This window comes from Chlamydiales bacterium (genome assembly GCA_031292375.1).
GTDB lineage: Bacteria > Chlamydiota > Chlamydiia > Chlamydiales > VFKH01 > JARLHF01.
In genome coordinates, this window is the sequence record JARLHF010000009.1 from 24,350 (window position 1) to 49,807 (window position 25,458).

The 25,458-nt window shown below is 36.6% G+C and carries 25 protein-coding genes; 20 read left to right on the forward strand and 5 right to left on the reverse strand.

The annotated features are described in order from the left end of the window. Genes P4L16_01785 through P4L16_01825 form a run of 9 tightly spaced genes read left to right on the forward strand, consistent with a single transcriptional unit; the run spans position 1 to position 7,968 of the window. Positions 1-912 (forward strand): sugar nucleotide-binding protein, encoded by a 912-nt coding sequence (locus P4L16_01785; protein ID MDR3623851.1) that lies wholly within the window; start codon positions 1-3, stop codon positions 910-912. Between the two features lie 15 nt (positions 913-927). After that, positions 928-1,611 carry a methyltransferase domain-containing protein gene (locus P4L16_01790; GenBank protein MDR3623852.1) on the forward strand — a complete coding sequence of 228 codons (684 nt, stop codon included), beginning with the start codon at positions 928-930 and terminating at the stop codon, positions 1,609-1,611. A 13-nt stretch (positions 1,612-1,624) separates the two neighbouring features. Beyond that, complete coding sequence (locus tag P4L16_01795) at positions 1,625-2,440, forward strand: phytanoyl-CoA dioxygenase family protein (GenBank protein MDR3623853.1); 816 nt, start codon at positions 1,625-1,627, stop codon at positions 2,438-2,440. 5 nt (positions 2,441-2,445) lie between these two features. After that, positions 2,446-3,117: a class I SAM-dependent methyltransferase gene (locus P4L16_01800; GenBank protein ID MDR3623854.1), complete on the forward strand. Its 672-nt coding sequence runs from the start codon at positions 2,446-2,448 to the stop codon at positions 3,115-3,117. Positions 3,118-3,131: 14 nt separating this feature from the next. Beyond that, the gene (locus P4L16_01805) at positions 3,132-4,169 is read left to right on the forward strand and encodes a zinc-binding dehydrogenase (protein ID MDR3623855.1); all 1,038 of its coding nucleotides are present in this window, start codon (positions 3,132-3,134) and stop codon (positions 4,167-4,169) included. A 6-nt stretch (positions 4,170-4,175) separates the two neighbouring features. Then, positions 4,176-5,054 carry a glycosyltransferase gene (locus P4L16_01810; protein MDR3623856.1) on the forward strand — a complete coding sequence of 293 codons (879 nt, stop codon included), beginning with the start codon at positions 4,176-4,178 and terminating at the stop codon, positions 5,052-5,054. A gap of 12 nt (positions 5,055-5,066) precedes the next feature. Next, positions 5,067-6,389, forward strand: a complete 1,323-nt coding sequence (locus P4L16_01815; GenBank protein ID MDR3623857.1) for a glycosyltransferase — start codon at positions 5,067-5,069, stop codon at positions 6,387-6,389. Next, entirely contained in the window at positions 6,380-7,147 is a 768-nt protein-coding gene (locus P4L16_01820) for an FkbM family methyltransferase (GenBank protein ID MDR3623858.1), read from the forward strand. Before P4L16_01815 ends, P4L16_01820 begins: the two co-directional genes overlap by 10 nt. A 2-nt stretch (positions 7,148-7,149) precedes the next feature. Beyond that, a complete protein-coding gene (locus P4L16_01825) occupies positions 7,150-7,968 on the forward strand; it encodes a class I SAM-dependent methyltransferase (protein ID MDR3623859.1) in 819 nt (272 codons plus the stop codon). On the opposite strand, the gene P4L16_01830 is transcribed toward P4L16_01825, so the two are convergent. Genes P4L16_01830 through P4L16_01840 form a run of 3 tightly spaced genes read right to left on the reverse strand, consistent with a single transcriptional unit; the run spans position 7,963 to position 10,627 of the window. Then, positions 7,963-8,907: an NAD(P)-dependent oxidoreductase gene (locus P4L16_01830; GenBank protein MDR3623860.1), complete on the reverse strand. Its 945-nt coding sequence runs from the start codon at positions 8,905-8,907 to the stop codon at positions 7,963-7,965. The genes P4L16_01825 and P4L16_01830 overlap by 6 nt on opposite strands. A 12-nt stretch (positions 8,908-8,919) precedes the next feature. After that, on the reverse strand, positions 8,920-9,621 hold the full coding sequence (locus P4L16_01835; GenBank protein ID MDR3623861.1) for a nucleotidyltransferase family protein: 702 nt from the start codon (positions 9,619-9,621) through the stop codon (positions 8,920-8,922). 7 nt (positions 9,622-9,628) lie between these two features. Then, the gene (locus P4L16_01840) at positions 9,629-10,627 is read right to left on the reverse strand and encodes a hypothetical protein (GenBank protein ID MDR3623862.1); all 999 of its coding nucleotides are present in this window, start codon (positions 10,625-10,627) and stop codon (positions 9,629-9,631) included. 171 nt (positions 10,628-10,798) lie between these two features. Here P4L16_01840 and P4L16_01845 point away from each other — a divergent pair, with 171 nt between their 5' ends. The 11 genes from P4L16_01845 to pyk are packed head-to-tail and all read left to right on the forward strand — an operon-like array spanning position 10,799 to position 23,811. Further along, a complete protein-coding gene (locus P4L16_01845; protein MDR3623863.1) occupies positions 10,799-11,698 on the forward strand; it encodes a glycosyltransferase family 2 protein in 900 nt (299 codons plus the stop codon). A gap of 10 nt (positions 11,699-11,708) precedes the next feature. After that, positions 11,709-12,914 carry a class I SAM-dependent methyltransferase gene (locus tag P4L16_01850; protein MDR3623864.1) on the forward strand — a complete coding sequence of 402 codons (1,206 nt, stop codon included), beginning with the start codon at positions 11,709-11,711 and terminating at the stop codon, positions 12,912-12,914. Next, positions 12,911-13,843, forward strand: coding sequence for an NAD-dependent epimerase/dehydratase family protein (locus P4L16_01855; GenBank protein MDR3623865.1), 933 nt, complete (start codon positions 12,911-12,913; stop codon positions 13,841-13,843). The genes P4L16_01850 and P4L16_01855 overlap by 4 nt, the downstream gene beginning before the upstream one ends. Beyond that, positions 13,843-14,967, forward strand: a complete 1,125-nt coding sequence (locus tag P4L16_01860; protein ID MDR3623866.1) for a hypothetical protein — start codon at positions 13,843-13,845, stop codon at positions 14,965-14,967. Before P4L16_01855 ends, P4L16_01860 begins: the two co-directional genes overlap by 1 nt. After that, on the forward strand, positions 14,964-16,115 hold the full coding sequence (locus P4L16_01865; protein ID MDR3623867.1) for a glycosyltransferase family 9 protein: 1,152 nt from the start codon (positions 14,964-14,966) through the stop codon (positions 16,113-16,115). The genes P4L16_01860 and P4L16_01865 overlap by 4 nt, the downstream gene beginning before the upstream one ends. Next, on the forward strand, positions 16,112-17,428 hold the full coding sequence (locus P4L16_01870) for an O-antigen ligase family protein (GenBank protein ID MDR3623868.1): 1,317 nt from the start codon (positions 16,112-16,114) through the stop codon (positions 17,426-17,428). Before P4L16_01865 ends, P4L16_01870 begins: the two co-directional genes overlap by 4 nt. Further along, positions 17,425-18,357: a GDP-mannose 4,6-dehydratase gene (locus P4L16_01875; protein MDR3623869.1), complete on the forward strand. Its 933-nt coding sequence runs from the start codon at positions 17,425-17,427 to the stop codon at positions 18,355-18,357. Before P4L16_01870 ends, P4L16_01875 begins: the two co-directional genes overlap by 4 nt. After that, positions 18,339-19,511: a GDP-mannose 4,6-dehydratase gene (gene gmd, locus P4L16_01880; GenBank protein ID MDR3623870.1), complete on the forward strand. Its 1,173-nt coding sequence runs from the start codon at positions 18,339-18,341 to the stop codon at positions 19,509-19,511. The genes P4L16_01875 and gmd overlap by 19 nt, the downstream gene beginning before the upstream one ends. A 15-nt stretch (positions 19,512-19,526) precedes the next feature. Further along, positions 19,527-20,636, forward strand: coding sequence for a glycosyltransferase family 4 protein (locus tag P4L16_01885; protein MDR3623871.1), 1,110 nt, complete (start codon positions 19,527-19,529; stop codon positions 20,634-20,636). A 5-nt stretch (positions 20,637-20,641) separates the two neighbouring features. Continuing rightward, the gene (locus tag P4L16_01890; GenBank protein ID MDR3623872.1) at positions 20,642-22,042 is read left to right on the forward strand and encodes a mannose-1-phosphate guanylyltransferase/mannose-6-phosphate isomerase; all 1,401 of its coding nucleotides are present in this window, start codon (positions 20,642-20,644) and stop codon (positions 22,040-22,042) included. Further along, the gene (gene pyk, locus P4L16_01895; GenBank protein MDR3623873.1) at positions 22,039-23,811 is read left to right on the forward strand and encodes a pyruvate kinase; all 1,773 of its coding nucleotides are present in this window, start codon (positions 22,039-22,041) and stop codon (positions 23,809-23,811) included. The genes P4L16_01890 and pyk overlap by 4 nt, the downstream gene beginning before the upstream one ends. On the opposite strand, the gene P4L16_01900 is transcribed toward pyk, so the two are convergent. Beyond that, complete coding sequence (locus P4L16_01900; protein MDR3623874.1) at positions 23,781-24,932, reverse strand: ATP-binding protein; 1,152 nt, start codon at positions 24,930-24,932, stop codon at positions 23,781-23,783. The two genes, pyk and P4L16_01900, sit on opposite strands and share 31 nt — an antisense overlap. A gap of 126 nt (positions 24,933-25,058) precedes the next feature. Next, the coding region (locus P4L16_01905; protein ID MDR3623875.1) for a GxxExxY protein at positions 25,059-25,458 on the reverse strand (400 nt) is incomplete at its 5' end.

Here is a 25,458-nt window from a genome sequence, read left to right on the forward strand (position 1 = left end):
ATGACTGGCAAAAATTTTAGTTTACCCGGAAAAACATTGGTAATAGGGGCAGAGAGTTTTCTTGGAAAGCAAATGCTGAAGGCCTATCAAGTTTTTTATCCTGGTACTCTTGGCACGCATTATAAGTCATTAAATCCAAGGTTGTGCATTGATTTGCTGCGTCCTAACTTAAGTAGGTTAGAGCTTACTTCTGGGGAATATACGCATGCCTTTATTGCTGCAGCAAATACAAAGCTTGCTTTATGCGAAGAAGAAAAAAATATGCCTTTTCGTAGGAATGTAGAAGGAGTACTAGAGCTAGTTAAGCAGCTGGTTGCTTTGAATATCCAACCTATTTTATTTTCTTCGGATTATGTTTTTGATGGGGTTACTGGAGAATACACTGAAGAGTCTGCAACGTGCCCTGTTAATGAATATGGAAGGCAAAAAGAGGAAATGGAAAGAGGCATTCGCAAGATCTGCGGAGATAATTATTTGTTATTAAGATGCAGCAAAGTTTTTGGATTGGAACTAGGTGATGGAACGCTTGTTGATCAAATTGTCTCACCCCTTATAAGAAATGAGCCTGTTAAGGCAGCCTATGACCAAATTTTTAGCCCTATTTATATTCAAGACGTAGTAGACGCAGTTATTTGTTTGCAGGCTTTGAGTGCTAAAGGTCTTTTTAATTTATGTGGTAAGGAAGTTTGGAGTCGTTTAGATTTGGCAAAAACAATTGCTAAGACTTTATTGATAGATGAAAAACTTGTTGAAGAGATCTCTTTAAGTGATTTGAAAAGACCTTATAAATTACCAAAGCGTACGAATATGAATTGTAATAGGTTTTATACATACACAGGAATGCAGCTTACCCCACTTAGTAGTTGTATTGAAAGCTTAAAGAAATATGCGCTTACAACGCGATTTAGATAGAAGAGGACATATATTATGAAACTTATAGAGCAAAATGATTTAAATGAGGAAGAGATGAAGTGTAGTATATCTGAAGGGGATGTTTCAAAACAAATAGCTTCTTTTGGAAATCATTGGTCATTTAACTTTAGAAACGATCCAAAAAGGCTTGCCTTTGTTTTATCACGCTATAAATTCGCTGCTAAAATGGCTTGCAAAGGAATGTCCGTTCTGGAACTGGGTTGTAGCGAGGGGATTGGTGCTCCAATACTAGCTGAACATGCTGAACATTACACAGGAGTCGATCTTGATAAACCAGCTATTGATACGGCAAAAACGAATTTTCAAGAACCTAAATATAAGTTTATTTTTGATGATTTTATGGGTAGAAAATATGGGGCTTTTGACGGCGTTGTGAGTTTAGATGTAGTGGAGCATATTTTACCTGAGTTTGAAACAATTTATTTTGACACGGTGGTAAATAACTTATCAGAAAAGGGAATTTGCGTGATTGGCACTCCTAATATTACTTCGGTTCCCTATGCTTCAGAGTATAGCCAACTTGGACATGTGAATATGTATTCACAAGAGAGGCTTGCAAATGTTTTAAAGAAATATTTTCATTATGTCTTTCCATTTGGCATGAATGATGAAATTGTCCATACTGGTTTTGCTGCAATGTCACATTACATTGTGTGTGTATGTTGTTATAAAAAGTAATACAGGATTTTTTATGGATCATTTGTTAGATCATTTTTTAGAAAATGGTTGGATCGTTCTGGATCTTCTGAACCCATTGCCTGTAATTGAGGCAAGAGAGGGGCTGCAGGGGCAATTAAATGCTTTGTTACAAAAGAATGTGCCTCTTGAAGAATATCATAATATAGCAGAGCAAGATGCTTTTCATACCGATATACAAGTAAAAATGACTCAGTTTTTTCGAGAACAGAAGTATGCAAGAGAAATCCTAAAAGGTCAGAAGCAGTTTTTCAAAGAGCTTTTAGGAAGGGATTTACTGATTCAAGCAAATCCTTATCTTAGAATGACTCGCCCATTTAAAAAACAAGATAATATAGGATATCATCGGGATACATTTTATGGAGGATCTCCTTATGAAGTATCTGTGCTTGTACCTTTTGTTGATTTAAAAGCAGAAAGTAGCTTGAAAGTTATGTCAAAATCACATTATTTCTCTGAGTCTCTTTTTCCAACATTTAAAGTAGAAAATGAAGATAAGCAAGTGACTAAGGGATCTGCTAAGCATCAGTTGGGCTTCTTATATGCTCCAAAGCTTATGGACCCTGCAATAGAAGAACAGATGCAAGCAGTTCCATTAAAAATGGGCCAGGCACTGCTTTTTAGTCTGGCTACAGTACATGGAAGTGTTGAAAATAGAGGTGATATTACAAGATGGAGCTCAGATATGCGTGTTTTAAATGCGCTAGCTCCAGTGGATCTGAGTGCGCGTCCAGATTATTACGAAACGCTGTGTCTGTCACCTGTGACAGCATCAGTAAAAAAATATGAGCAAGCTAATAGGGAGGCTTAATAGTTATGCAAGAGACGAAATCAAATTGGGCTTCTGTAGCTGAACAAATGAAGAATGAGCCTCCAATTATTTTTGGAGAGAATGTATCTCATTGCTTTTATAGAGAGCCAAGAAAAATGTTGAATTTTCTTTCTTATTATAAGTTCGCGGCTAAGTTAATAGGAGTGGGAAAAAAAGTTTTAGATATAGGCTGTGACGAAGGGCTTGGAACGGTTGTTATTGGTAAAGAGTGCGGCTTTGCTAAAGGTATAGATGTTAACGAAGTTGCAATTGAGGCTGCAAGAGGGAATTTTACCTCTTCGAATGTAGAGTTTGAAGTTCAAAATGTTTTGCAAAAAAGTACTCAAGAGCTTTGGGATGCGGTGATCAGCTTTGGTTTCATTGAAAATGTGCTTTTAGAGAATGTTTCTAAGTTTTTTAAGAAGATCACTTCCTCATTAAAAGAGGATGGACTTGCAGTGATTGGCACACCTAGCCTTATCAGTCAACAATTTGTATCTGAAACATCTAAAAAAGGCTATGTGAATATTTATTCTCCAGAAAGGCTTGAAAAAGAGATGAAAGAGCATTTTGAGTTTGTATTTATGTTCGCTGCAAATGACGAAGTTGTACATGCTGGGTTTTTACCGCTTGCAGAGTATCTTATTGTGGTTGGCTGTAAGAAGAAAAATAAGTAACGCGAGTTTTATATATGCAATCATTAGCTGCTGTATTAGTGGAATTACATTCTCCTCTAGAGTTTATAGATCTTGAATTTCCTGCTTTAAAGAGAGGGCAAGTATTAGTAAAAATGGCCTTTAGTGGTATTTGTAGAACTCAAATTAATGAAATTAAAGGATTTAAAGGAAAAGACAACTATCTTCCACACACTCTTGGCCATGAGGGGTCAGCAGTTGTTATGGAAGTAGGAGAAGGAGTTTCTAAAGTAAAGCCTGGAGATCATGTTGTTACAACGTGGATAAAGGGAAGTGGTTTAGAAGAGAGATCTGTGGTTTATAAACATAAGAATATGCAAGTTAATTCTGGCGCTATTAGCACCTTTATGGATTATTCTATTATCTCTGAAAATCGCTTAGTGCCCATCCCTAAAGATTTTTCTTTAAGAGAGGCTGCATTGTTTGGATGTGCAATTCCAACGGGTGCAGGTATCATTTTTAATGATTTAAGATTACAAAAAGGTTCTACTGTAGCTATTTTTGGAGTGGGTGGGATAGGGTTAAGTGCTGTTCTTGCTGCATATGCAAAGGAAGCCGAAATCATTATTGCTGTAGACATGGAAGATGATAAGTTGTTAATAGCAAAAAAAATGGGTGCTACACATACAATTAATGCTGGAAAAGAAAATGTTTTAGATGAGATTTCTAAAATTACAAAAAATGTTGGTTTAGATTATGCAGTAGAGTCCGCTGGATATAAAAATGTAATGGAAGTGGCTTTTAAAGCTGTAAAAGATAAAGGTGGTGTATGTGTGCTTGCTGGAAACGTACCTTTTGGAACATGTATAGAATGTGATCCTTTTGATTTTATTAAAGGAAAAAAAATGATAGGTAGTTGGGGTGGTGGTGTGGACCCTGATAGAGACATCCCCTTATTTTTGGATCTTTTTATGAAGAGAAAGATGAATTTATCAGAAATGATTACACATGATGTTCCTCTTGAAGAGCTTAACGAGGCAATTCAGATGGTTGAAGACAGGAAAGCTGCAAGAGCATTAATTCATTTTGGATGAGATATCGTGGTAGCTATTTCTTATATTTTACCAAATTATAACCATGGACATTATCTTCCAGAGGCATTAGACAGTGTTTTAAGGCAGTCAGTAGACTCAATGGAAATTGTAGTTGTTGATGATGCCTCTTCTGATAATAGTATAGAGATAATCAAGGAATATCAGAGTAAGTATTCGCAGATTAAATTAATCGTTCATGAAAAAAATCAAGGTCCAGTTACTGCTCTCAACAGAGGAATCAAAGAATCAGTAGGTGAGTACATTGCTCTTGGAGCGGCTGACGATAAAGTTCTTCCTGGTTTTTTTCAGGAATCAACCGATCTTTTGAATCAATTTCCAAATGCGGGTCTCTGTACAACAAACTTTTGTTATTTTTATGATGGAGAAAGTAAGGAACATGTAAAAGCAAGCATTTTGAATGTAAAAGAACCTTGTGTTTTTACGGTTAATGAAGTTGTGAATTTAATCAAAAAATATAATTTTTGGATACCTGGTAATGGTTCAGTCTTAAGAAAATCATGCATAGTAGAGTGTGGCCTATTAAAGGAAGACTTGAAGTCGTTATGTGATTGGTTTTTATGCCTTGCAATAGCATTTCGTTATGGGGTATGTTACATCCCAAAGGCGTTAACTGCATTTAGAATGAGTGTAAATAGTTATTCATTACGCTCTCCTCAACATAAGCTGTATGATGCCTTATTTCAGCGTTTAGATAGTCCAGAATATAGTGATATTAAAGAGCTATTTTTGAAGTCGGGTATTTTTTTTCAGCTTGATAAAGCAATTTTTCCCTATCTTTTTAAAAAAAAAGGGTGCAAGAAGTATGTTTTTTCTATTTTTATGCAGAAATTTCGACAAAAAATGCACAACTTAAGAGAGCAATAAGAGGATAGCTTAATGACTTATCGTATTTTAAGAATATGTGCAGCATATCCTTATATAAACTCGTTTGAAGAGGCCTATCGCCAAAAGAAGGGGCATTTACTTACCTATGGCGAGGTACTTCAATCTTTTCAGCAAGAGGGGCTTGTAATTCCTGGTGGTTGGGCTAAGTGCATGAAAGAGTTACAGTGGCAAGCAGAAGATATTATTCCAGATTTCACAATATTACAATGGCATTGGGCAAAAGAGCAGGGCATTGCCCTAACGCCTCAAGAGCCATTTTTTTCTGAGCAAATTTTTTTAAAACAAGTTGAACATTTTAAGCCGGACGTAATTTTTTTTGAAAGGGGAGGGATACTGACGATCTCACAGGCTCTGCGACGTACTTTAAAAGATCGTTTTCCTTTTTTATGTGCTGTTGTTGGACTATGGGGCGATGATTTGCAGGTCGGCTGGGAGTGGCATGGCTTTAATGATCTGGACATTTTGTTTGGAACTTATACTTCTCGTGTTGAGTGTATTCGACAAGCAGGTATATCAAGTGATTTAATGCCGCTTTGCTTCGATCATAACTTAGCTTGTAAGATGATCGCAAAACAGGAAAAACCTATTTTTGATTTTGTATTTGCAGGAACTTCTGGCTATCGTTTTGATGATCACCAAGAGCGCTATGAAATGCTCTGTGCTTTGATGCAAGCTACGCCATTGCATTTATGGTGCTCTGAAAAACGTTTTGAAAGGGATTCTAAATGGGTAGAAAGTGTGCTTGCTTTTTTGCATTTTATTGGAAAGAGGATGGATGAAAGTACATTACAGAGGATAGATAAGTGGATATCAAAATCTGAGAAATTATCGTGTACAATCAATCATATGATTAGAATTAAAAAGGGACTTGCTCCCAAAGATCCTTTGTATTGGCGAAAAAATAAGCCTCTTGGAAATTTATTCCCTTCAAGGGTAACTCCAGCTTTGTTTGGAACAAGATATTATCAATTGCTTGGGCAGTCGAAAATTGTTTTTAATCGACATCGAGATGATAAATCAGAATTTGGTAACATACGTATGTTTGAAGTAACGGGTATGGGCTCTTGTCTATTAACGGATAGAGGCTGGGAATCTAGGGGGTTATTTGAGCTGGATCAAGAGATTGTTGCCTATTCCTCAGTAGAAGAATGTATTGAAAAGGCAAATTATTTACTTGAAAACGAACCAGTACGTAGCAGGATTGCACATGCAGGTCACATACGAACACTAAAAGAGCACACCGTTTTTCATCGCTGCGAGCAACTTGCTCATGCCCTTACAAATTATTTAAAAGGGAATCATGTATGTTTTTAAGAGTTAAGTCATATCTAAAAAGTAGAGTATCTGTTGAGAAATGGATTGAGTTAAGTCATTTTAAAAATAGTTTAAAGGTCTCTTTTAGTAGACTATGTTTTGGATTTGGCACAAAATCCTATGCGCAGTTTGGAGAAGACATGATTTTAAAATCAATTTTTGATGGCCAAAAAAAGGGGTTTTATGTGGATGTTGGGGCACACCATCCAAAAAATCTCTCAAATACGTTTTATTTTTACAAGCGAGGTTGGAAAGGTATTAATATTGATGCAATGCCAGGGAGTATGAAGAAGTTTCTTCATAAGCGAAAAAGAGATATTAACTTGGAAGTGGCTATTTCAGATAAAGAGCAATTTTTAGATTTTTATACATTTAATAAGTCAGCTATTAATAGCTTTTCTAGGGAACATGTAGAAGAGCTTGAAAATGTGGAGAATGTAGTTGTATCAAAACAAAAAATTTCAACAACAACGCTTGCAAAAGTTTTGGATCAATATTTTCCTAAGCAGCAGTGTATCGATTTTCTTTCAATAGATGTAGAAGGGTTAGATTTAAGTGTTTTGCAATCGAATAATTGGAGTAAATATCGCCCAAAGGCAATTGTTGTAGAGGATCTTAAAGTCTCTTTAAATGATTTACAGAGTAGTTCAGTTTATCAATATTTAAGAAGCAAGGGTTATGTATTATGTTCGCTATCTGGGCCGTCGCTAATCTTCATACGAGAAGATGTTAATTGGTACAACAATAGAGAGGTATAGTAATGAAAACAATTCAAACTTATGCCAATGAGTGGGAAAAAAATGCCCAGAAAGATGCCTTTTGGGCGATTTTAACAGATTTAACAAAGCTGGGGGGCAAGTGGGATAAAGAAGAATTTTTTAAAACTGGAAAAGAAGAAATACAAACGCTTTTACACTATATGCAAGGCCATAGTGAACTTCAGATTGTTCAATTTGATAAATGTGTAGATTTTGGATGCGGTCTTGGCAGATTAAGTAAAGGACTCAGCCATCATTTTAAGCAGGTAATAGGAATTGATATTTCTCAATACATGATTATAGAGGCTAAAAAGTATAATCCTGGCATTGAATTCATATGTAATCAAGAAGAGAATCTAAGAGTGCTTTCAGGCTCTTCTATAGACTTTGTTTATTCTAATATTGTTCTTCAACATATGCACCCTTATTTTCAAAAGATGTATATCAGAGAATTTGCAAGAATTTTAAAGCCAAATGGATGGGCTGTTTTTCAGGTACCAGTGGAGCGTAATATGCGAACGTTTAAGGATTTTGTAAAAAAGTGGTTGGGTGCTATGCTCCCACGTTTTCTTAAAAAGTGCCTTATAAATAAGCTGTTAAAAGGGGATAGTGATTTTGAAATTGAGATGAATTGCTGCAAGGAAAAGGAAATAGTAAAGGTTGCTGCTGAGAATGGGTTAGTTGTAAAGCAGATTGTATGGTCAAATGCCACTCACCCTGATTTCAATGGTAAGTTACGTTTTTTTGACAGGAAGCAGCCTTGCGTAAAGGCAAAGCTGGGACCTTTTATTAGCAATACTTATTTTGCAAAAAAACTATAAGTTATTGAAGTTGCTTTGGACAAGGAGGGGGTAGGCTTTAATGATCTCTTTAATGCCATCATCGAGTGTTTTTGTGGGTTTCCAGCCAAGAGACTCTAACTTTTCATTGCTTACAATGTAGTCACGCTTGTCTGGATCCTCTCCAATTGCAGCCCCATGGATATAAAGTTTGGGAATATGTTCTTTGATCTTTTCACACAATTCTCTTTTGCTTAAGTTGGCACTTGACAGGCCTACATTAAAAGCTTCACCTTTCATTTTATCATAATTGTTGATAGCAAAGATAAAAGCGTTTGCAACATCTTGTACATGGATGAAGTTGCGCTTAAAATGCTCTTCAAAGAGAACAATTGCCTTGTCGTGGCAAGCTCTAAAGGTAAAATCATTGACAAGAAGGTCAAGGCGCATTCTTGGAGATACTCCAAAAACAGTTGCCAATCTAAAGCATACAGCTCTCTTTGATGCAAGAAGCTCTTTTTCGATATCTACCTTAAGTCTTCCGTAAAGTGACACAGGGTTTAGAGGGCTCTCTTCCGTACAAAACTGAGATTTTTCCCCGATGCCATATCCACTATTAGTGTTGGGAAATAGGATTTTTTGCTTTTCATTTGTGTGCTTTAAAATAAGTCTTATAGCATCAAAGTTTACTATTTGTGTAAGAGAAGGTAGCATGTTGCAGGCAGGTGCTCCTACAATTGCAGCAAGAGGAATAATAATGTCTGCACCCTTAAGTAGATGTTGCATTAAAGGCTCATTTGCAACATCGCCCTTAATCAAGTGAAAGTTAGGGTGACTACAGCACTGTAAGAGTGAGAGTTGTTTATACATCAAGTTATCGATGACAGTTACGTGAAAACCCTTTTGTAAGAGCATGGGAACTAGTGTGGAGCCAATGTATCCAGCGCCTCCTGTAACGATAACTTTTTGGGAATGTGTCATGTAGATCCTTAATTATGCCAGTTGATTGAGTAATGTTTGAGCCCTTTTAAATGAGTCTGGAGTTCCTATATCGATAAAAGTGCCAGCGCAAGGGGATGTATAGATTTTCTTTTGTAGTAGACTTGGAAATAGATCCTTTTCTAAGGAAAAAACATCTCCAAAGGATAGAGAGTTAAAGATGGAGCGTTTGGCAAGATAGACGCCGCCACTGATGGACCCTTTCTCTTTTTGCGCAGATTTTTCCTCAAATGAAAGGATCCTATTATTTTCTTTGTCGATCACTAATTTACCATAGCGACTTACATCCTCTACTTCAAGAGAAGTAAAAACTATATCAGCATCCATTTCTTGTTGTTTGTGGATGAGTGCTGAAAGGGAAAAATCCAAGTAGGAGTCGCCATTGAGAATAAGAACAAGTTCTGATGTAGTTAGTGATAGCGCTTTTTTTATAGCCCCTCCTGTGCCAAGAGGAGTCTCTTCTAAAGAAAAGGCAAGAGGGATCAAGCTTTTATATTGGGCGTAATGATCAATGATTTGATTTGCTCTGTATCCTACTGCAAGAATGGCTTTAGAAATAATTTGGAATAGGGATAGCTGCTTGAGTAGTATATCTAGAAAGGCAGATCCATTGATAGGCGCAAGTGGCTTTGGAAGGTCTGGAACTGCTTCTTTTAAACGCGTGCCAAGGCCACCTGCTAAGATGATTGCTTCCATTTAGAATTTATTCCTTCATATAGATAATGCTTGCACCTGTGTTTTCGAAGCGCACTTTGACTTCAAGAAGATCTTTTAGAGCTTCTTTTACTTTATGTTGCCTTTCAGGTGGTACAAAAAGGGCCAAAAAGCCACCGCTTCCAGCGCCGCACAGCTTGCCAGCATAAGCACCAGCATTTCTTGCCGCAGAATAAGCTTGATCTATAAATGAAGAGGATACTTTGCTAGATAATTGTTTTTTCATCTCCCAGCTTTCGTGTAGAAGGAAGCTAAGCTCTGGAATCATATTCTCTCTAGAGGAGTTTGCAATGATCTCTTCTGCTTTGTAGACCATATCAACCATTTTGAGAAGGTGTTCATCATTGGATTTATTATGAGTCTTTTCTATTTGTTCTTTTACAACATCACTTGCATGCCTTGTAAGACCTGTATAAAACATCATGAGGTGATTATTAAGATCTTGTAGTTTTTCTTGAGATACGATTACAGGCCTGGATTGAATTCCTGAGTTGCTAAATTCAATTACGTTGAATCCTCCAAGAGATGAGTGAAACTGATCTTGAGAGCCAACATTTTCTTTGATCATGGATTGTTCTATATGACATGCTTCTTCTGCAAGCCTTTGTTTAGAAACTTTTTGGCCACAAAAAGCATATAAGCTATTTAAGAAGCCTACTGTGAAAGAGGAAGAGGAGCCAAGACCTGTTCTTGCAGGTAAGTCAGAAAAAATATGGATATCGAGGTTTTGGTCGATACCTTTAAATTTAAGGCATTCTCTGATGCTTGGATGTTCAATATGGTCTACTGAATTAACAAGCTCAGTTTTAGAGTAGGCAATGCGAATTTTATGGTCAAAGAAGCCGCTTTGGGTGCTAATACTTACGTGAGTATATTTGTCGATAGACGTGCCAAGAACAGCTCCTTTATTTCTAAGATAAAATCCAGGATAATCGGTGCCACCACCAAAAAAACTAATTCTTACAGGGGTCCTTGAAATGATGATCATTATTTCTTTCTCATAAAAATCTAAAGCATCACAAGATATTTAAATGGAAGTTCTTCTGTCAACTCAATTGTTATAGTTGTAATTTTTTGGCATAAGAGAGTAATCTTTTTTGAAGTTATACATAAACAAGTTCAAGAAGTGGTTTGTGTATAGAAGTAATTTGGAGTTTTTATGACGGTGCTTTCAGTTGTTTTAGCTAATTATAATCATGCGCACTTTCTTCCAGAAGCTTTGGATGCTATTTTGAGTCAATCAGTTGACTCTATGGAAGTTTTGATTTTGGATGATGCTTCTACGGATAATAGTATTGAGGTAATTAAGGAGTATCAAAAGCGGTTTCCTCAAATTCGCTTAATTGCTCGCGAAAAAAACGGAGGGCCTATTATTGCAGCAAATCAAGGGATAGGGGAGTCAAAAGGAAAATACATAGCTACTTGTTCTGCTGATGATAAAGTGCTACCTGGGTTTTTTAAAGAGTGCATTGAGATGTTAGAGCGATTTCCGAAAGCTGCTCTTTGCACAACAAATTTTTGCTGCTTTACGGAAGGGGAGACAAAAAAATTTGCAGAAAGAGGACTTATTCATGTTAAGCAACCCTGTTTTCTTGAGCCCCAAGATATCATTAAGGCAATTAAAAAATATGACTTCTGGATTCCTGGAAATGGATCTATTTTTAGAAAGTCTTCTCTTCTTGAAGCAGGTCTTTTAAGGCAGGATTTAAAGGCATTATGTGATTGGTTTTTAAACACTACAGTAGCTATTCGCCACGGCATATGTTACATTCCTCGTCCGCTTGCCTCATTTAGAATCGTTAAAAATAGTTATTCTTCAAAAAGTCCTCAAGCACTGTTGTATGATGCTTTATTTAATATTCTAGAAGAGCCTCAATTGCAAGATATGAAAAAGGCTTTTTTTGCTTCCGGTATGGTATTTCAACTGGATAAGGCAATTTTTTCCTACATACGCAATAAGCAAGGGCTAAAAAAATATTATCCAAGAATTGTGATTCAGAAGTTGATAAGAAAATTGTTTAGAAATAGATATAAAAGAATGCTTCAAGAGGTAGTTTAAGAGAGATAGTATGCTGTGTCGAGTATGTGATGCAAATCATTTTAGTTTGGCTGTAGATTTAAAAGATCAGCCTTGGGGAAATCATTTTCTTAGCAAAGAAGAAGTAGGAAAAGAGCCATACTATCCTTTGCGTGTTATTTATTGCCATAAATGTAAAACAGCGCAGTTGGATTTTACTGTAAAGAAAGAGGTGATGTTTACGGATCATACCTATCTTTCAGGAGTTACACGTTCTTTAACTGAGCATTTTAATCAAACGGCAATCGATGTAGATAATAGATTTTTTAAGGGTAATCAAGAAAAAACAATGCTAGATATTGGCTCCAACGATGGTAGTCAGCTTGCTTGCTATCAAAATCAGGGATTTGATGTGCTTGGAGTAGAGTCTTCTAGGCGTGTTGCACAGATTGCCAATGAAAAAGGATTGCCAACAGTTCATGCTTTTTTTAATTTGGAAACAGCTGAAAAAATAGATAGAACATTTGATGTGATCAATGCATCGGGTGTTTTTTTCCATTTAGAAGAATTGCACTCAGTTACAGAGGCCATCAAGAAAGTTCTTAAAAAGGATGGCATATTTGTTGTTCAGTTTTTATACATGAAAAGTATCATGGAGAATGTAGCTTTTGATCAGATTTACCATGAACACCTTTTATTTTATACGTTAAGGACGATAGATACCCTTTTGCAGCGTCATGGCTTGGAACTTTTTGATGCTTATTTATCGCCTATTCATGGGGGATCCATGATAGCTTTTGTCTCTCATAAAGGCTCAAAAATGCAGACAGAGAGGCTTTTAAAGCTCAAGAGGGAAGAGGAAGACTCTGGTTGTAATGAGCTTAAAGCTTATATACAGTTTGCAAAACGTATAGAGATTTTAAAGGAAGAGAATTTATCTTATTTGTCTTATAAGAAAAGCAAAGGCAAGACGATTTATGGCATGGGAGCTCCTGTAAAGGGGAATACGCTTCTTAATTATTTTGATATTGGCAAAGAACTTTTAGATTGCCTTATTGAAAAAAACGAATTGAGAAAAGGTCTTTTTAGCCCAGGAAAACACCTTCCTATCTTGATTGAAAAGGAGCTTGTCTCTCCTCCAGATGTTTATTATGTGCTTGCATGGAATTTTAAGCGCGAAATCTTAAAAAATAATCAAGAATTAATAAAAAAAGGCGTTGAATTTTATTTTCCTATTGATCCAGAGAGGAATGTATGAATATTTTAGTTACGGGTGCAAGGGGTTTTTTAGGTAACTTTCTCTGCTCGGTGTTAGAGTCGCAAGGACATACACTTGTTAAAGTGCATTCTCAGAATTGCGATTTAACAAACAAATTTTCTTTGAGGCAATTTGATGATACTTGTTTTGATCAGATCTACCACTTAGCTGCATGGACGCAAGCGGGTGACTTTTGCTTACACCATCCTGCGGAGCAATGGTTGATTAATCAGAAAATTAACACAAACGTTTTAGATTGGTGGTTACTTAAACAACAAAATGCCAAAATGATTTGTATGGGAACAAGCTGCGTATACGACCCAGAACTGCCTTTAGAGGAAGAATATTATTTGAAGGGGCAGCCTATAGATAGTTTGTTCACATATGCTATGACAAAAAAGATGCTTCTTTGTGGTCTTCAAGCCTTAAATAAACAATTTGGTTTGAATTATCTCTATCTTGTTCCTTCTACACTTTATGGTCCTGGCTATCATACAGATGGAAGGCAAATGCATTTTATCTTTGACCTTATTAGAAAAATACTAAGAGGCCTGTTTTACAATGAACCTGTGGTCCTTTGGGGAGATGGGAATCAAAAAAGAGAACTTGTTCACATCAATGATTTTGTAAAAACACTTATAGCTCTTGTTGACATGGAAACCAATCATGTAATCAATATAGGTGCTGGCATTGAGCATTCTATAGCAGAATTTGCAAGAGAAATTTGTGAGCAGGTTGGTTACTCTTTTTCTTCTATTCAATTTGATATAAGTAAATATGTAGGAGCAAAATCAAAAGTATTATCTATTAAAAAACTAAAGCAGATTGTTCCTGAATACCAAACACTTTCTTTAAAAGAGGGCTTAAAAGAGACGATCGCTTGGTTTTTACAAAATAGAGAAGTTCTTATACCCATTAAGAGTAATTGATGAAAGTGTGGTCTTTAATACCAATGCTGCGCTATGAAGAGGGGCATCCTTATCAATATAATTTAGCAGTAGGTAAAGCATGTGGATTAAATGGATGGAAACATGAGGCATTAGTTCCAAGGTCATGTTGTATAGAAAATTTACCTGAAAGTTGGCTAAAAGTTCTAGGGAATGATCGCATTAGTGAGAAGCATGGCGTGGTATTATGGAAGACTCCTCTATCTAAATTAAAGATTTTTTTAAAGGTCTTTTTTCCCCTTTGTAAAGCCCTGTCTAAAGTAAAATATGAAAAGGGAAGAAAGGTTATTTTCTTAGAACAGTTTTTTGTTCCTCAAATGGTGGGATTTACCTTGGCCATGTGTTTAATGAGGCCGAAAGCTGAGGTTTGGTTTGTTCACCGCTATTCTCCAGAGCAACTTGGATTTAAGGCTAAAATATACAAATGCATGCATCAATTGCTAATTTGTTTTCTTGGAAAAGAGAAGATAAAGCTTTTTGCAGATAGTGAGCTTTTGGCAAAAAGTCAAAGAGAATTTTTTAGACAGGAAGTAATCATTTTGCCCGTACCCCATACAGATTATTGTAATGGGCTTGTTAAAGAGAAAAAGGAAAAAGATACACTTCTTTGGTGGCCAGGAGGGTATACAACCGTTGCAAAAGGCTTAAAAGTTATTCAAGATCTTGTTAAAAGGGATTTGAAAGGTAATTTTAAACTTGTTGTAGCAGATAGTGCTCGGGAACATTTAAAAGAGTACGTTGTTCCTATTCAATTCATTTCAAGCGCGCTTTCAAGAAAAGAATATATGAAATGGATGAATAAAACAGATCTGGTGCTTTTGCCCTATGATCCCGAAATCTATCATTTTGCAACTTCTGGAATATTTGTAGAGGCAATTGTTGCGGGAAAAATACCCGTAGTTACGGATGGCACATGGATGGCTTATGAGTTAAAGAGGTTTCAGTTACAAGATTTTATTGTAGATTGGCATCGTAAAGACCTTTTTGAACATTTTCAAGAGATTCTTGCAGATAAGCGTCTAAAAATTTTATTAGAAAAAATGCAAAAGACGTATGGTGATTATCATTCGATACAAGGGTTTGCAGATATTATTAGCAAGGTATGAACAGAAAAAACTATTTAGTACGCTATCCTGGAATTAAATACATCCTTTGGATGATAGACTCTTTTCTGTCTTTGAGAAAGCCCCTCTTTAGGGGTGTCATTTTGCCTCCTAAGCGTATTTTGCTTAGCAATCTTGCTCATTTGGGTGATATTGTGAATGCAACGGCTGTATTGCCTGTGTTAAAGCAAGCATTTCCTGGAGTGAAAATTGGCTTTGTTGTGGGTAGCTCATCAAAGGATCTTATAGAAAATCACCCCATGATTGATCATATTCATGTAGTGGATCATTGGAAATTTAATCGTTCTAATATTTCTTTTTTTGCAAAAATAAAGCAGTATTATAGAAGCAAAAATATGGCCCTAAAAGAAATTCAAAAGCAGCGCTACGATGTAGCAATGGACCTTTATTTCTACCTTGGAAATGCAATACCTTTATTGAAAAAAGCTAATATTCCTGTTCGTATTGGCTTTACAAGCGGAGGATTTGGCCCATTATTGACCCACCCAGTTGATTGGAAGTTTGAAAAAGGGCAAGTTATTGAGTATTATAACGAATTACTTAGTCTGTTGCCTATTTCTCAAAGTAATTTACTTGCATTGAGGCCAACGCTTTCATTCAAGGATGAAGTTCTTTACCATCGTCTGAGAAAACGCTTTAACTTAGAAAAAAAATATATCGTTTTTCATCCAGGGGCAGGGGCGCAATTTAAAGAGTGGCCACTTTCTAATTGGAGAAAATTGTTAGAAGAGTGCGTTGCGAAAGGATATGCAGTTGTGATTACAGGACAGGGAAAAAGAGAGAAAGAAATTGCTGTAAAACTTGTTCAAGATGTACCAAATGTCATAACTTGCGTAAGTCTGCTTACATTGAAGGAGTTTGTTGTACTTTTGCAAAAAGCAGATCTGTTAGTAGGTGTTGACTCTGCCGCTGGCCACATAGCTTCAGCTGTTGGAACGCAATCACTGCTCATTTATCCAGGTATAAACCGTATAAATGAATGGGCGCCTATTACTGGAGCACATGTTTTGCAAAAGCCTGTGCTTTGCGCTCCTTGTTTTAAAAGAAAAGGATGCAAAAGTATGGAGTGTGTACAAGGTGTTTTGGTTGAAGATGTTTTATTGCAAATAGTTCAGAGGGTAATTAAGTGAATGCTCTTCAAAAGATTAGAAATGCGCGTCTTGTAGTTTTTACAATCATTTGTATGAGTCTTTTGTTTACTTTAACAAACCTAATACCACTTAGCCTTACATTTGGGGTGCTTATTATTTTATTGCCAGCACTACTATTAGGACAAAAAACATGGCATCCGATTCTTATTATAACGAGTGTTTTGTTGTTTTATTTTTTGTGTTGGACCCTTATATATAGTCCTTCGGCTTTTTTAGATTACTCTTTCTATCGAAGAGATGGCAATGTATTTGCAACTCTTTTGCCCATTGTTCTTTTTGGTGCCATGTGCTTTCCTATGGATGTAGAGAAGCTGGCAGAATATTTTGTTTATATTGTAAGTAGCATTAATTTTATAGCAGCTCTAGGTTATAAGTTTTTTGGCATAGGCCAAGAGCTTGCAGGTTCTTGTTATTGTTTTATGTTTTTAACACATAATGCGGCAGGAGGCTTTTTAGCGATGCTTTCAGCACTTTCTCTGGCATTGTGGCTGCGTAATAAGACGACGCCTTTATTACTGATAGTAATTGGGAATTTGACTACTCTTTACATGTCAGATTCAAGGGGGAGTGTTTTGGCGCTCGTAGGAGCCGTTTTTATGCATTATGTGTTAAAAGAGCGGCATATTAAAAAGATTATGACTTTAGTTGTTATAATCACGGTTGTAACTATAAGCATTACTTATACTTTATGGGATTCTTATGGAAGGGACTTGAATTATTCTACAGCAGACATGGATTCAATAGAACAAAATGTTCAGTTAAATTTTGAGAGAAGTTATACATTCGTTGATAGAGTGCTTTTTTTGTGGCCAAGGGCTGTATATCTATGGTTATATTCTCCTGTTTTTGGAACAGGATTTGGAAGTTATAATGATTTACCCTATAATCTAGAGGGACTAGAACATATTTTTATGATAAATATCCCCAAAGAATACATTTACTCTGATGGACATGCTCATCATACATTCTTTCACATCCTTGCAGAAACAGGCCTCTTGGGGTTTTTATTTACTCTATTATTTCTTGTGACTATGCATCGATTCATCTTAAGTCTAAATTCTTCTTTTCTTCGTAGTAGCCTTGGACTTATGTTTTGGGTGGCAGTTTGGTCTTCGATGACGGAACATAGGCTTTTTACACCCTCCCAAATGTTACCATTTACTATTTTATTAGGATTGACGCTTGGTAATGAAAGAGTAAAGTCTGTAGTATTACAAAATATTAAGGCACTCAAATTCCCGTTGCAGCAATATGGCTTTTTAAAGCAGATTCGTGGTATTGTTAGAAAATGAAGATCCTTTTGACAGGTGATAGTGGTTTTGTTGGGCAATATGTAAAACAACATGTAAAGCAACATATAGATATTGTTCTTTTAAGGGACGCCAACGGAAACAAGAACGGAAATAGGATAGATCTTTGTGATGAGAATAAGCTTTATAGTTTCATTGCATTGCACGCTATCGATCATGTAATTCACTTAGCAGCGCAAAGTCATGTTCCAACATCTTTTGAAGATCCAAAAAGAACTTTTGAAGTGAATTTTTTTGGTACTTTTAATTTATTAAATGCATTAAAAAAAGCAGGATTTAAGGGAAAATTTTTATATGTAGGCTCTTCTGAGGTTTATGGTCTTGTCAAAGAAGAAGAGTTGCCAATTATCGAATCACAACTCTTGAAGCCAAGAAACCCTTACGCAGTAAGCAAAGTGTCTGCAGAGGCGCTTTGTTATCAGTGGAGCCTTTCGGAGCAGTTTGATATAGTGATGGCAAGACCGTTTAATCATATAGGGCCTTTTCAGAGTGATAGATTTGTTGTATCTAGTTTTGCAAAGCAGATCATGCAGATTAAATTGAAAATACAAGAGCCTGTTATTGATGTAGGGGACATCTATGTGACTCGAGATTTTACCGATGTAAGAGATGTTGTAGATGCTTATTTACTTCTTCTTGAAAAAGGAGAAAATAGTGAAGTCTACAATGTATGTACGGGTGTTGAGCATTCTTTAGAGTGCATTTTAAAAGAACTTCTTAAGATTGCGCAAGTAGATGCTTCTATAGGTACTTCTAAGAACTTAATGCGTCCTTCTGAGCAAAGGCGAATGCGTGGAAGCTTTCAAAAATTAAAAGATCATACGGGCTGGAGCCCTAAAATACCCTTTCATAAGACACTGCAAGATATTTTAAATGGTTGGGAGAAAACATTATGCCAAAAAGAGCATTGATTACAGGAATTACGGGTCAAGATGGAGCCTACCTTGCAAGATTTTTGCTTCAAAAGGGTTATAGCGTTCATGGCCTTCAAAGAAGAGCATCTACTCTCAATACAACACGTATTGACTCGATACTTACAGAATATCAAGAAAGTTGCTTGTTTCATCTTCATGAGGGGGATTTATCGGATGGGCCTGCTTTAAATCAGATTATAAAAAGTGTTGAGCCAGATGAAATTTATAATTTAGGCGCTCAAAGCCATGTGGCAACATCTTTTGAATTGCCAGAATATACAGCAAATGTAAGTGGGCTTGGGACACTTCGTCTTTTGGAGGCATGTCGTCTTTTAGGCCTTGAGAAAAAAACGCGTTTTTATCAGGCATCTACTTCAGAATTGTTTGGAAAGGTTCAGGAAGTTCCGCAGAGAGAGACAACGCCTTTTTATCCAAGATCTCCCTATGCTATTGCTAAACTTTTTGCGTATTGGACAACGATTAATTATAGAGAGTCGTATGGAATGTATGCCTGTAATGGAATTTTGTTTAATCATGAGTCACCCTTTCGTGGAGATAATTTTGTAACAAGAAAGATTACAAGGGGGCTTTCTCGTGTCTTACATGGAATACAAAAATGTCTTTATATGGGAAATTTGGATGCTAAGAGAGATTGGGGGCATGCAAAAGATTATGTTGAAATGCAGTGGATGATGTTACAGCAAGATAAGGCTGAGGATTTTGTTATAGCAACAGGTGTGCAGCACTCGGTAAGAAAATTTATAGAGCTTGCACTTGCAGAAGTAGGTATAGAGCTTGATTTTGATGGTACAGGTGTATCTGAGGTGGGTATTGTACGTAAAGTTCCCAAGGAATATAGTGTTCATGTAAAAGAGGGCGCTGTAATTGTTGCAGTAGATAGTAAACACTTTAGACCAGCAGAAGTAGACACCCTTTTGGGCGATGCAAGCTTTGCCTACCAAAAGCTTGGATGGAAGCCTAAAATATCCTTTGAGGAGTTAGTAAAAGAGATGATGCATCACGATATGAAGTTAGCAAGTTTGCATAAAATAGACTTTAATTTTTTACATCAGATGCCAGAAAACATAGTTGAAGGGGTTAAAAAAATGTTTGCGCCTCAAGTTTATGAGAAATTAGAGTTACCTTCCTAAAATAGGGCACAATGTATGCGCGTTGCAATTGTTCATGACTGGCTTAAGACCTATGCGGGATCAGAGCGTGTTTTGGAGCAGATGCTCTTAGTCTATCCAGAAGCAGATCTTTTTAGTGTAGTTGATTTTGTTCCAAAGAATGAAAGAGCTTTTATTCAAAATAAACAAGTGACAACAACATTTATACAAAAACTTCCTTTTGCAAAAAATAAGTTTCGCTTATTTTTGCCTCTCATGCCCCTTGCAATTGAGCAGCTTGATGTAAGTTGTTATGATTTGGTCATTTCAAGTAGTCACGCAGTTGCAAAGGGGGTAATTACAGGTCCTGGTCAGTTGCATATATGCATGTGTTATTCTCCTATTCGTTATGCATGGGATCTACAGCACCAATACTTGCACGAAACAGGTTTAAACCATGGAATGAAGGGAGCTATTGCAAAATACCTGTTGCATAGGATGCGCCTTTGGGATGTTAGGACTGCACATGGGGTAGATCATTTCATTGCAATTTCTCAATTTATTGCAAAGCGCATTCGAAAGGTATATGGAAGAGATTCTACAGTTATCTATCCACCTGTTGACATCTCTGGTTTTTCCTTTGAAGATCAAAAGCAAGAGTTTTATCTAACGGCATCTAGGATGGTTCCTTATAAAAAAATAGACCTCATCGTAGATGCTTTTTCAAAGATGCCAGAAAAAAAGCTAGTTGTTATTGGAGATGGTCCTGATTATAACAAGATACGAAAAAAAGTGAGCAATAATATTACTTTACTTGGTTTTCAACCTTTTAATGTGTTAAAAGATTACATGCAAAGGGCAAAAGCTTTTGTATTTGCAGCAAAAGAAGATTTTGGTATAGCTCCCCTAGAAGCGCAAGCTTGTGGTACCCCTGTGATTGGCTTGGGATCTGGTGGGCTTTTGGAGACAATAAAGGGTTCATCTCACGATGAGCCTACAGGTTGTTTTTTTATGGAACAAACAGAAGAATCTATTATTGAAGCTGTAGAGTATTTTGAGCGTTTGCAAAAGAAGATTGATTTGCAAGAGTGTCGCAGCAATGCAGCAAGATTCTCTTCAGAGAGGTTTAGACAGGAGTTTCGAGCATTTATTGATAGCAAGGTTTAGTGAATATGAAAGCATTAATTTTGGCAGGTGGAAGTGGCACTAGATTATGGCCTGTATCAAGAAGTGCCTATCCTAAACAGTTTTTAAGTTTTGGAGAAAGTGAGTCCTTTTTACAAAAGACAATTAGAAGGAAATTGTCTTGTATGCCTGCAAGAGACATTTTTATCTTAGCTCATGAAGAATATATTCATGATATTAATAAACAGGTAAAAGAAATAAGCCTTGAAGTTGCAGACAATATTTTGTTGGAACCGCATAGAAGAAATACAGCCCCTGCAATTGCTCTTGCATTAAAATACATTGTAGATAGGAAAAGGGGGACATTAGATGATGTTCTTATAGTATCTCCTGCGGATCATATATTTAGTCCGGAAGAAGATTTTGAGGGCTATGTCAGACGAGCAGAATACCTTGCAAAAAAAGGGCATATTGTCACATTTGGTATCCAGCCAACCTATCCAGAGACTGGCTATGGTTATATTAAACGAGAAAAGCAGGTTTTGTATGAGGATGGAACTGCAAAAGTAAATAAATTTGTAGAAAAACCTAATTTTGAAACCGCTGAGCGCTATGTCTCTAGTGGCGAGTACCTCTGGAATTCTGGGATGTTTGCCTTTTCGGTAGGCGTCATGTTGAAAGAGATGGAGGATTTTACACCAGACGTTCATAGATTGTTAGAGGGCTCATACGATGATGCTTATAAAAACTTTCATCAGATGCCCTCCCTTTCTATTGACTATGGAGTTATGGAAAAATCGCAAAAGGCGGTTGTGCTACCTTTGAACTTATCTTGGTCTGATATTGGATCGTGGGATAATGTTTATGAAATGCTTCCAAAAGATGTTAATCAAAATGCAACACTTGGTTCTGTGGTTGATATAGACACTAAAAATTGTTTGATCTTAGGTGGTAAAAGACTTGTTGCAACAATTGGCTTAGAAGATATGCTTATTGTCGAAACGGATGATGTGATTTTGATTGCTAAGAAAAATGAGTCTCAAAAAGTTAAAAGTCTTGTTGATAAGCTTAAAATGGCAAATAGAAAAGAAGTTGTAGAGCATGTAACTGTCAATAGGCCTTGGGGAACTTATACAATTTTAGATCAAGACACGCGTTATAAAATTAAAAAAATACTAGTAAGTCCCGGGCAGATATTGAGCTTACAAAAACATTACCATCGAAGTGAGCATTGGGTTATTGTAAAAGGGACTGCAAAAGTTACTATTGGTGATCAAGAAACATATGTTCATGAAAATGAGAGTATTTATGTTCCAAAGGGATCATTGCATAGAGTAGAAAATCCAGGAAAAGTGCCTCTGGAAATTATAGAGGCTCAAGTGGGGGAATATCTTGGAGAAGATGATATCGTACGGTTTGAAGATATTTATGGTAGGGGTAATAGATGACAACAAGAACTAAGATTATTTGTACAATTGGGCCTGCATGCAATACTGTTGAGAAGATGATAGCCCTTATGGAAGCTGGGATGAATGTAGCTCGTCTCAACTTTAGCCATGGAACGCATGATGCGCACTTATCTAGTATCAACAATCTTAAAGAGGCAAGGAAGAGATCAAATAAGCCTCTTGCAATCCTTCTCGATACTAAAGGTCCTGAAATAAGAGTTGGTAAAGTAGAGGGGGATGGACTCTCACTTACTGCAGGACAACATCTTCTTCTTGTTAAAGAGGAGGTAATGGGTACTAAGGATGGTGTAACAGTTGTGCCTTCCATTATTTTTGAGTCAGTACACGAAGGTATGACAGTGCTTTTTGATAATGGATTCATTTCTTCAAGGATCGTAAAAGTTGTGCAAGATGGCTTTATTGTAGAAATTGATAATCCTGGTATTTTAAAGTCAAACAAGGGTGTAAATATTCCCAATAAGGCAGTAGACCTACCTGCTATGACAGAAAAGGATATTGAAGATATCTGTTTTGGTTGTAGGCATGACATTGACTTGATAGCAGCTTCTTTTGTGCGCTCAGCAGAAAATGTTTTGGAGATCAAACGCCTCCTCATTAAAGAGGGAAAGCCTGATATTTTAGTATTTGCAAAAATTGAAAGCTTTCAGGGAGTAGAAAATTTTGATGCTATAGTACAAGTTGCAGATGGAATCATGATAGCAAGAGGGGATTTAGGTGTTGAATTGCCAGTCTACCAAGTGCCAAGATTACAGAAGATGATGATTAGAAAAAGCTGTCTTGCAGGAAAGCCTATAGTGACAGCTACACAGATGCTTGAATCGATGATGAATAATCCAAGGCCTACAAGGGCCGATGTTTCAGATATCGCAAATGCTATCTATGATAGCACATCTTGTGTAATGCTCTCTGGAGAAACAGCTGTTGGTTTATATCCTGTTGAAACGGTACGTGTTATGAAAAGTGTGATACAAGAGGCCGAGGGAGACTTTAATTACCGAGAATTCTTTTATCATGATGTCAAACGAGTTTATCATGATATTGCCTCTTCTGTTACCCTTGCAAGTGTTAAAACGGCTTATAGTGCGGGTGCAAAGGCAATTTTTACCTTTACTAGCAGTGGAAGAACCGCTCGTCTTATTTCAAGGTTGCGTCCTGAAAAGCCCATTATTGCAATGACCCCAAGTGAAAAAATTTATAATCAGCTCTCATTTAATTGGGGAGTTGTTCCTTTCCTTTGCAAAGATGCAACAACTTTTGAAGCTGCATTTGCAAAAATTTCTCAGTTTGCATTGGAAATGGGTTTGGTAAATTATGGCGATCTTGTTGTAGTAACTGCGGGCAACCCATTTGGAGTTTCTGGAACGACTAACATGATGTTGGTAGAGAGCATAGGAGATGTTGTAGTTAGGGGAAGTAAAGGTTCTGGCTCTGTTATAAGTGGAAAAGTTGCAATTGTTTTAGCGCCAGATTCTCGTTTAGAAAAAAATACTAAGGGCTGCTTAGTTGTAGTTACAAGGTGTAATGATTCTTATATTCCTATTATTAAAAATGCTCTTGGTATAATTTTACAAAACCATGTGGATGATGTAGATTCAGAGCGCTATGTTATGGCTATTGCAAAATCTCTTGGAATACCTGTGATTGTGCAGGCTGACGCTGCTTGCCATGTCTTGAAAGATGGGCAAGTGATTACAATCGATCCACAAAAAGGACTCGTTTACAAAGGTGTTGTAGAGGGATTGGGTTGAATTATCCAGAGAGGGCGGGCAGAGATCTTTTCGTCGAGTGGAAAGCTGTCATTACCTGGATGAATAACAAATAGGTGATCAAGGTTTAAATCTTTGCAAGCAGTTTGCATAGAGGCTGTTTTACGTACCCTATCTGTATATTTGAATTCAAACCCTATTCTCTTTCCATTTTTAAAGATTAAAAGGTCTAACTCTGCTCCTGATTGTATTTTCCAAAAATAGCATTCTTCAGTACGTGCTTTAAACTCTTGAATAATCTCTTCTAAAGCAAAACCTTCCCAAAAAGAGCCCATTTTAGGATGAAAGCTTAGATCATTGAAAGAGTGAAGTCCAATTAAAGCATTTAAAATACCAGAATCTCGAAAATAAATTTTGGGTGTTTTTACTTGTCTTTTACTTAGATTTTCATGCCATGGTGTAAGTAATCTTATCATAAAGGTTCCAACTAAAATATCTAAATACTTGCGGGCGGTATGATGAGAAATTCCTAAAGATTTTCCAATTTCCGTGTTATTAAAAATTTGACCATGGTAGTGGGCAAGCATCATCCAAAACCTACGAATTTGCTCGGGAGGTATATGAAAGCCTAGGTTAGGGATGTCTCTTTCAAGAAAGGTTGTAATGTATTCTTGACGCCATAGAAAACTGGTCTCTTCATCTATAGCGAGAAAAGAACGAGGAAATCCACCCCTTACCCATAAGCGCATATCTCCTAGTACTTCATTTAAGTTAAAAGGGGAAAGTTCAATGTAGCCAATGCGTCCAGCTAGGCTTTCCGAAGATTGTTGAATAAGATCACGAGATGCACTTCCTAAAACTAAAAATTTTCTTTTTGCGCTATGCTCATCAACAAGTACACGAATGAGAGGAAAAAGATCAGGTCTTCTTTGAATTTCATCGATAATAATCAATGTATTCTTGATTTGTCCTAGTGTAAGTTGGGCAGATTCGAGACGAGCAAGATCGCTTGGTTTCTCAAGATCAAAATGAACATGGGGCTTTCCCTCAGCATAAACATGTGCTAAGGTAGTTTTACCTACTTGCCTTGGGCCAAGTAGTGCACAAACAGAATGTGCACGATAAGTTTGCTCTATTTTTTTAAGATAATCTTGTCTTTCCATAAAAATACCCTGTAATTTGGAACCTTATATTCCAGATTACAGGGTATTTTGGAAAAATACAATTAAATACTATCTTAATAACGCCAGCTCGATTTTCAACTACCTGCTAATCAATAACTTGAATAGTTAAAACACGGAGACGCGGAGACACGGAGATTTATCATTTATGATGCGTTCTACACCGTTTTTTACTTGTTTATTGCCAAAATTAATGAGTAAACCTAGTTCATGTCTTGTTAAGCGCAAGTATGTAAGAAGTTGAACAGAATGAATAGGATACTCTTTCTCTGTTGCTTTAATTTCAATGATAATTTTATTTTCAACTAGGATATCCAAATAAAGTGGTTCTCTAATTTTACACCCTTTGTATATTACATTTAGAGGGACTTGTGTTTGAATTTGCAATCCTTGCAACAACAATTCATGACATAATGCAGACTCATATACACTTTCAAGCAAACCAGGCCCTCCAAGCACCTTATGGACTTCAATAGCTGCTCCAATAATTTTATAAGACAAATCGTTA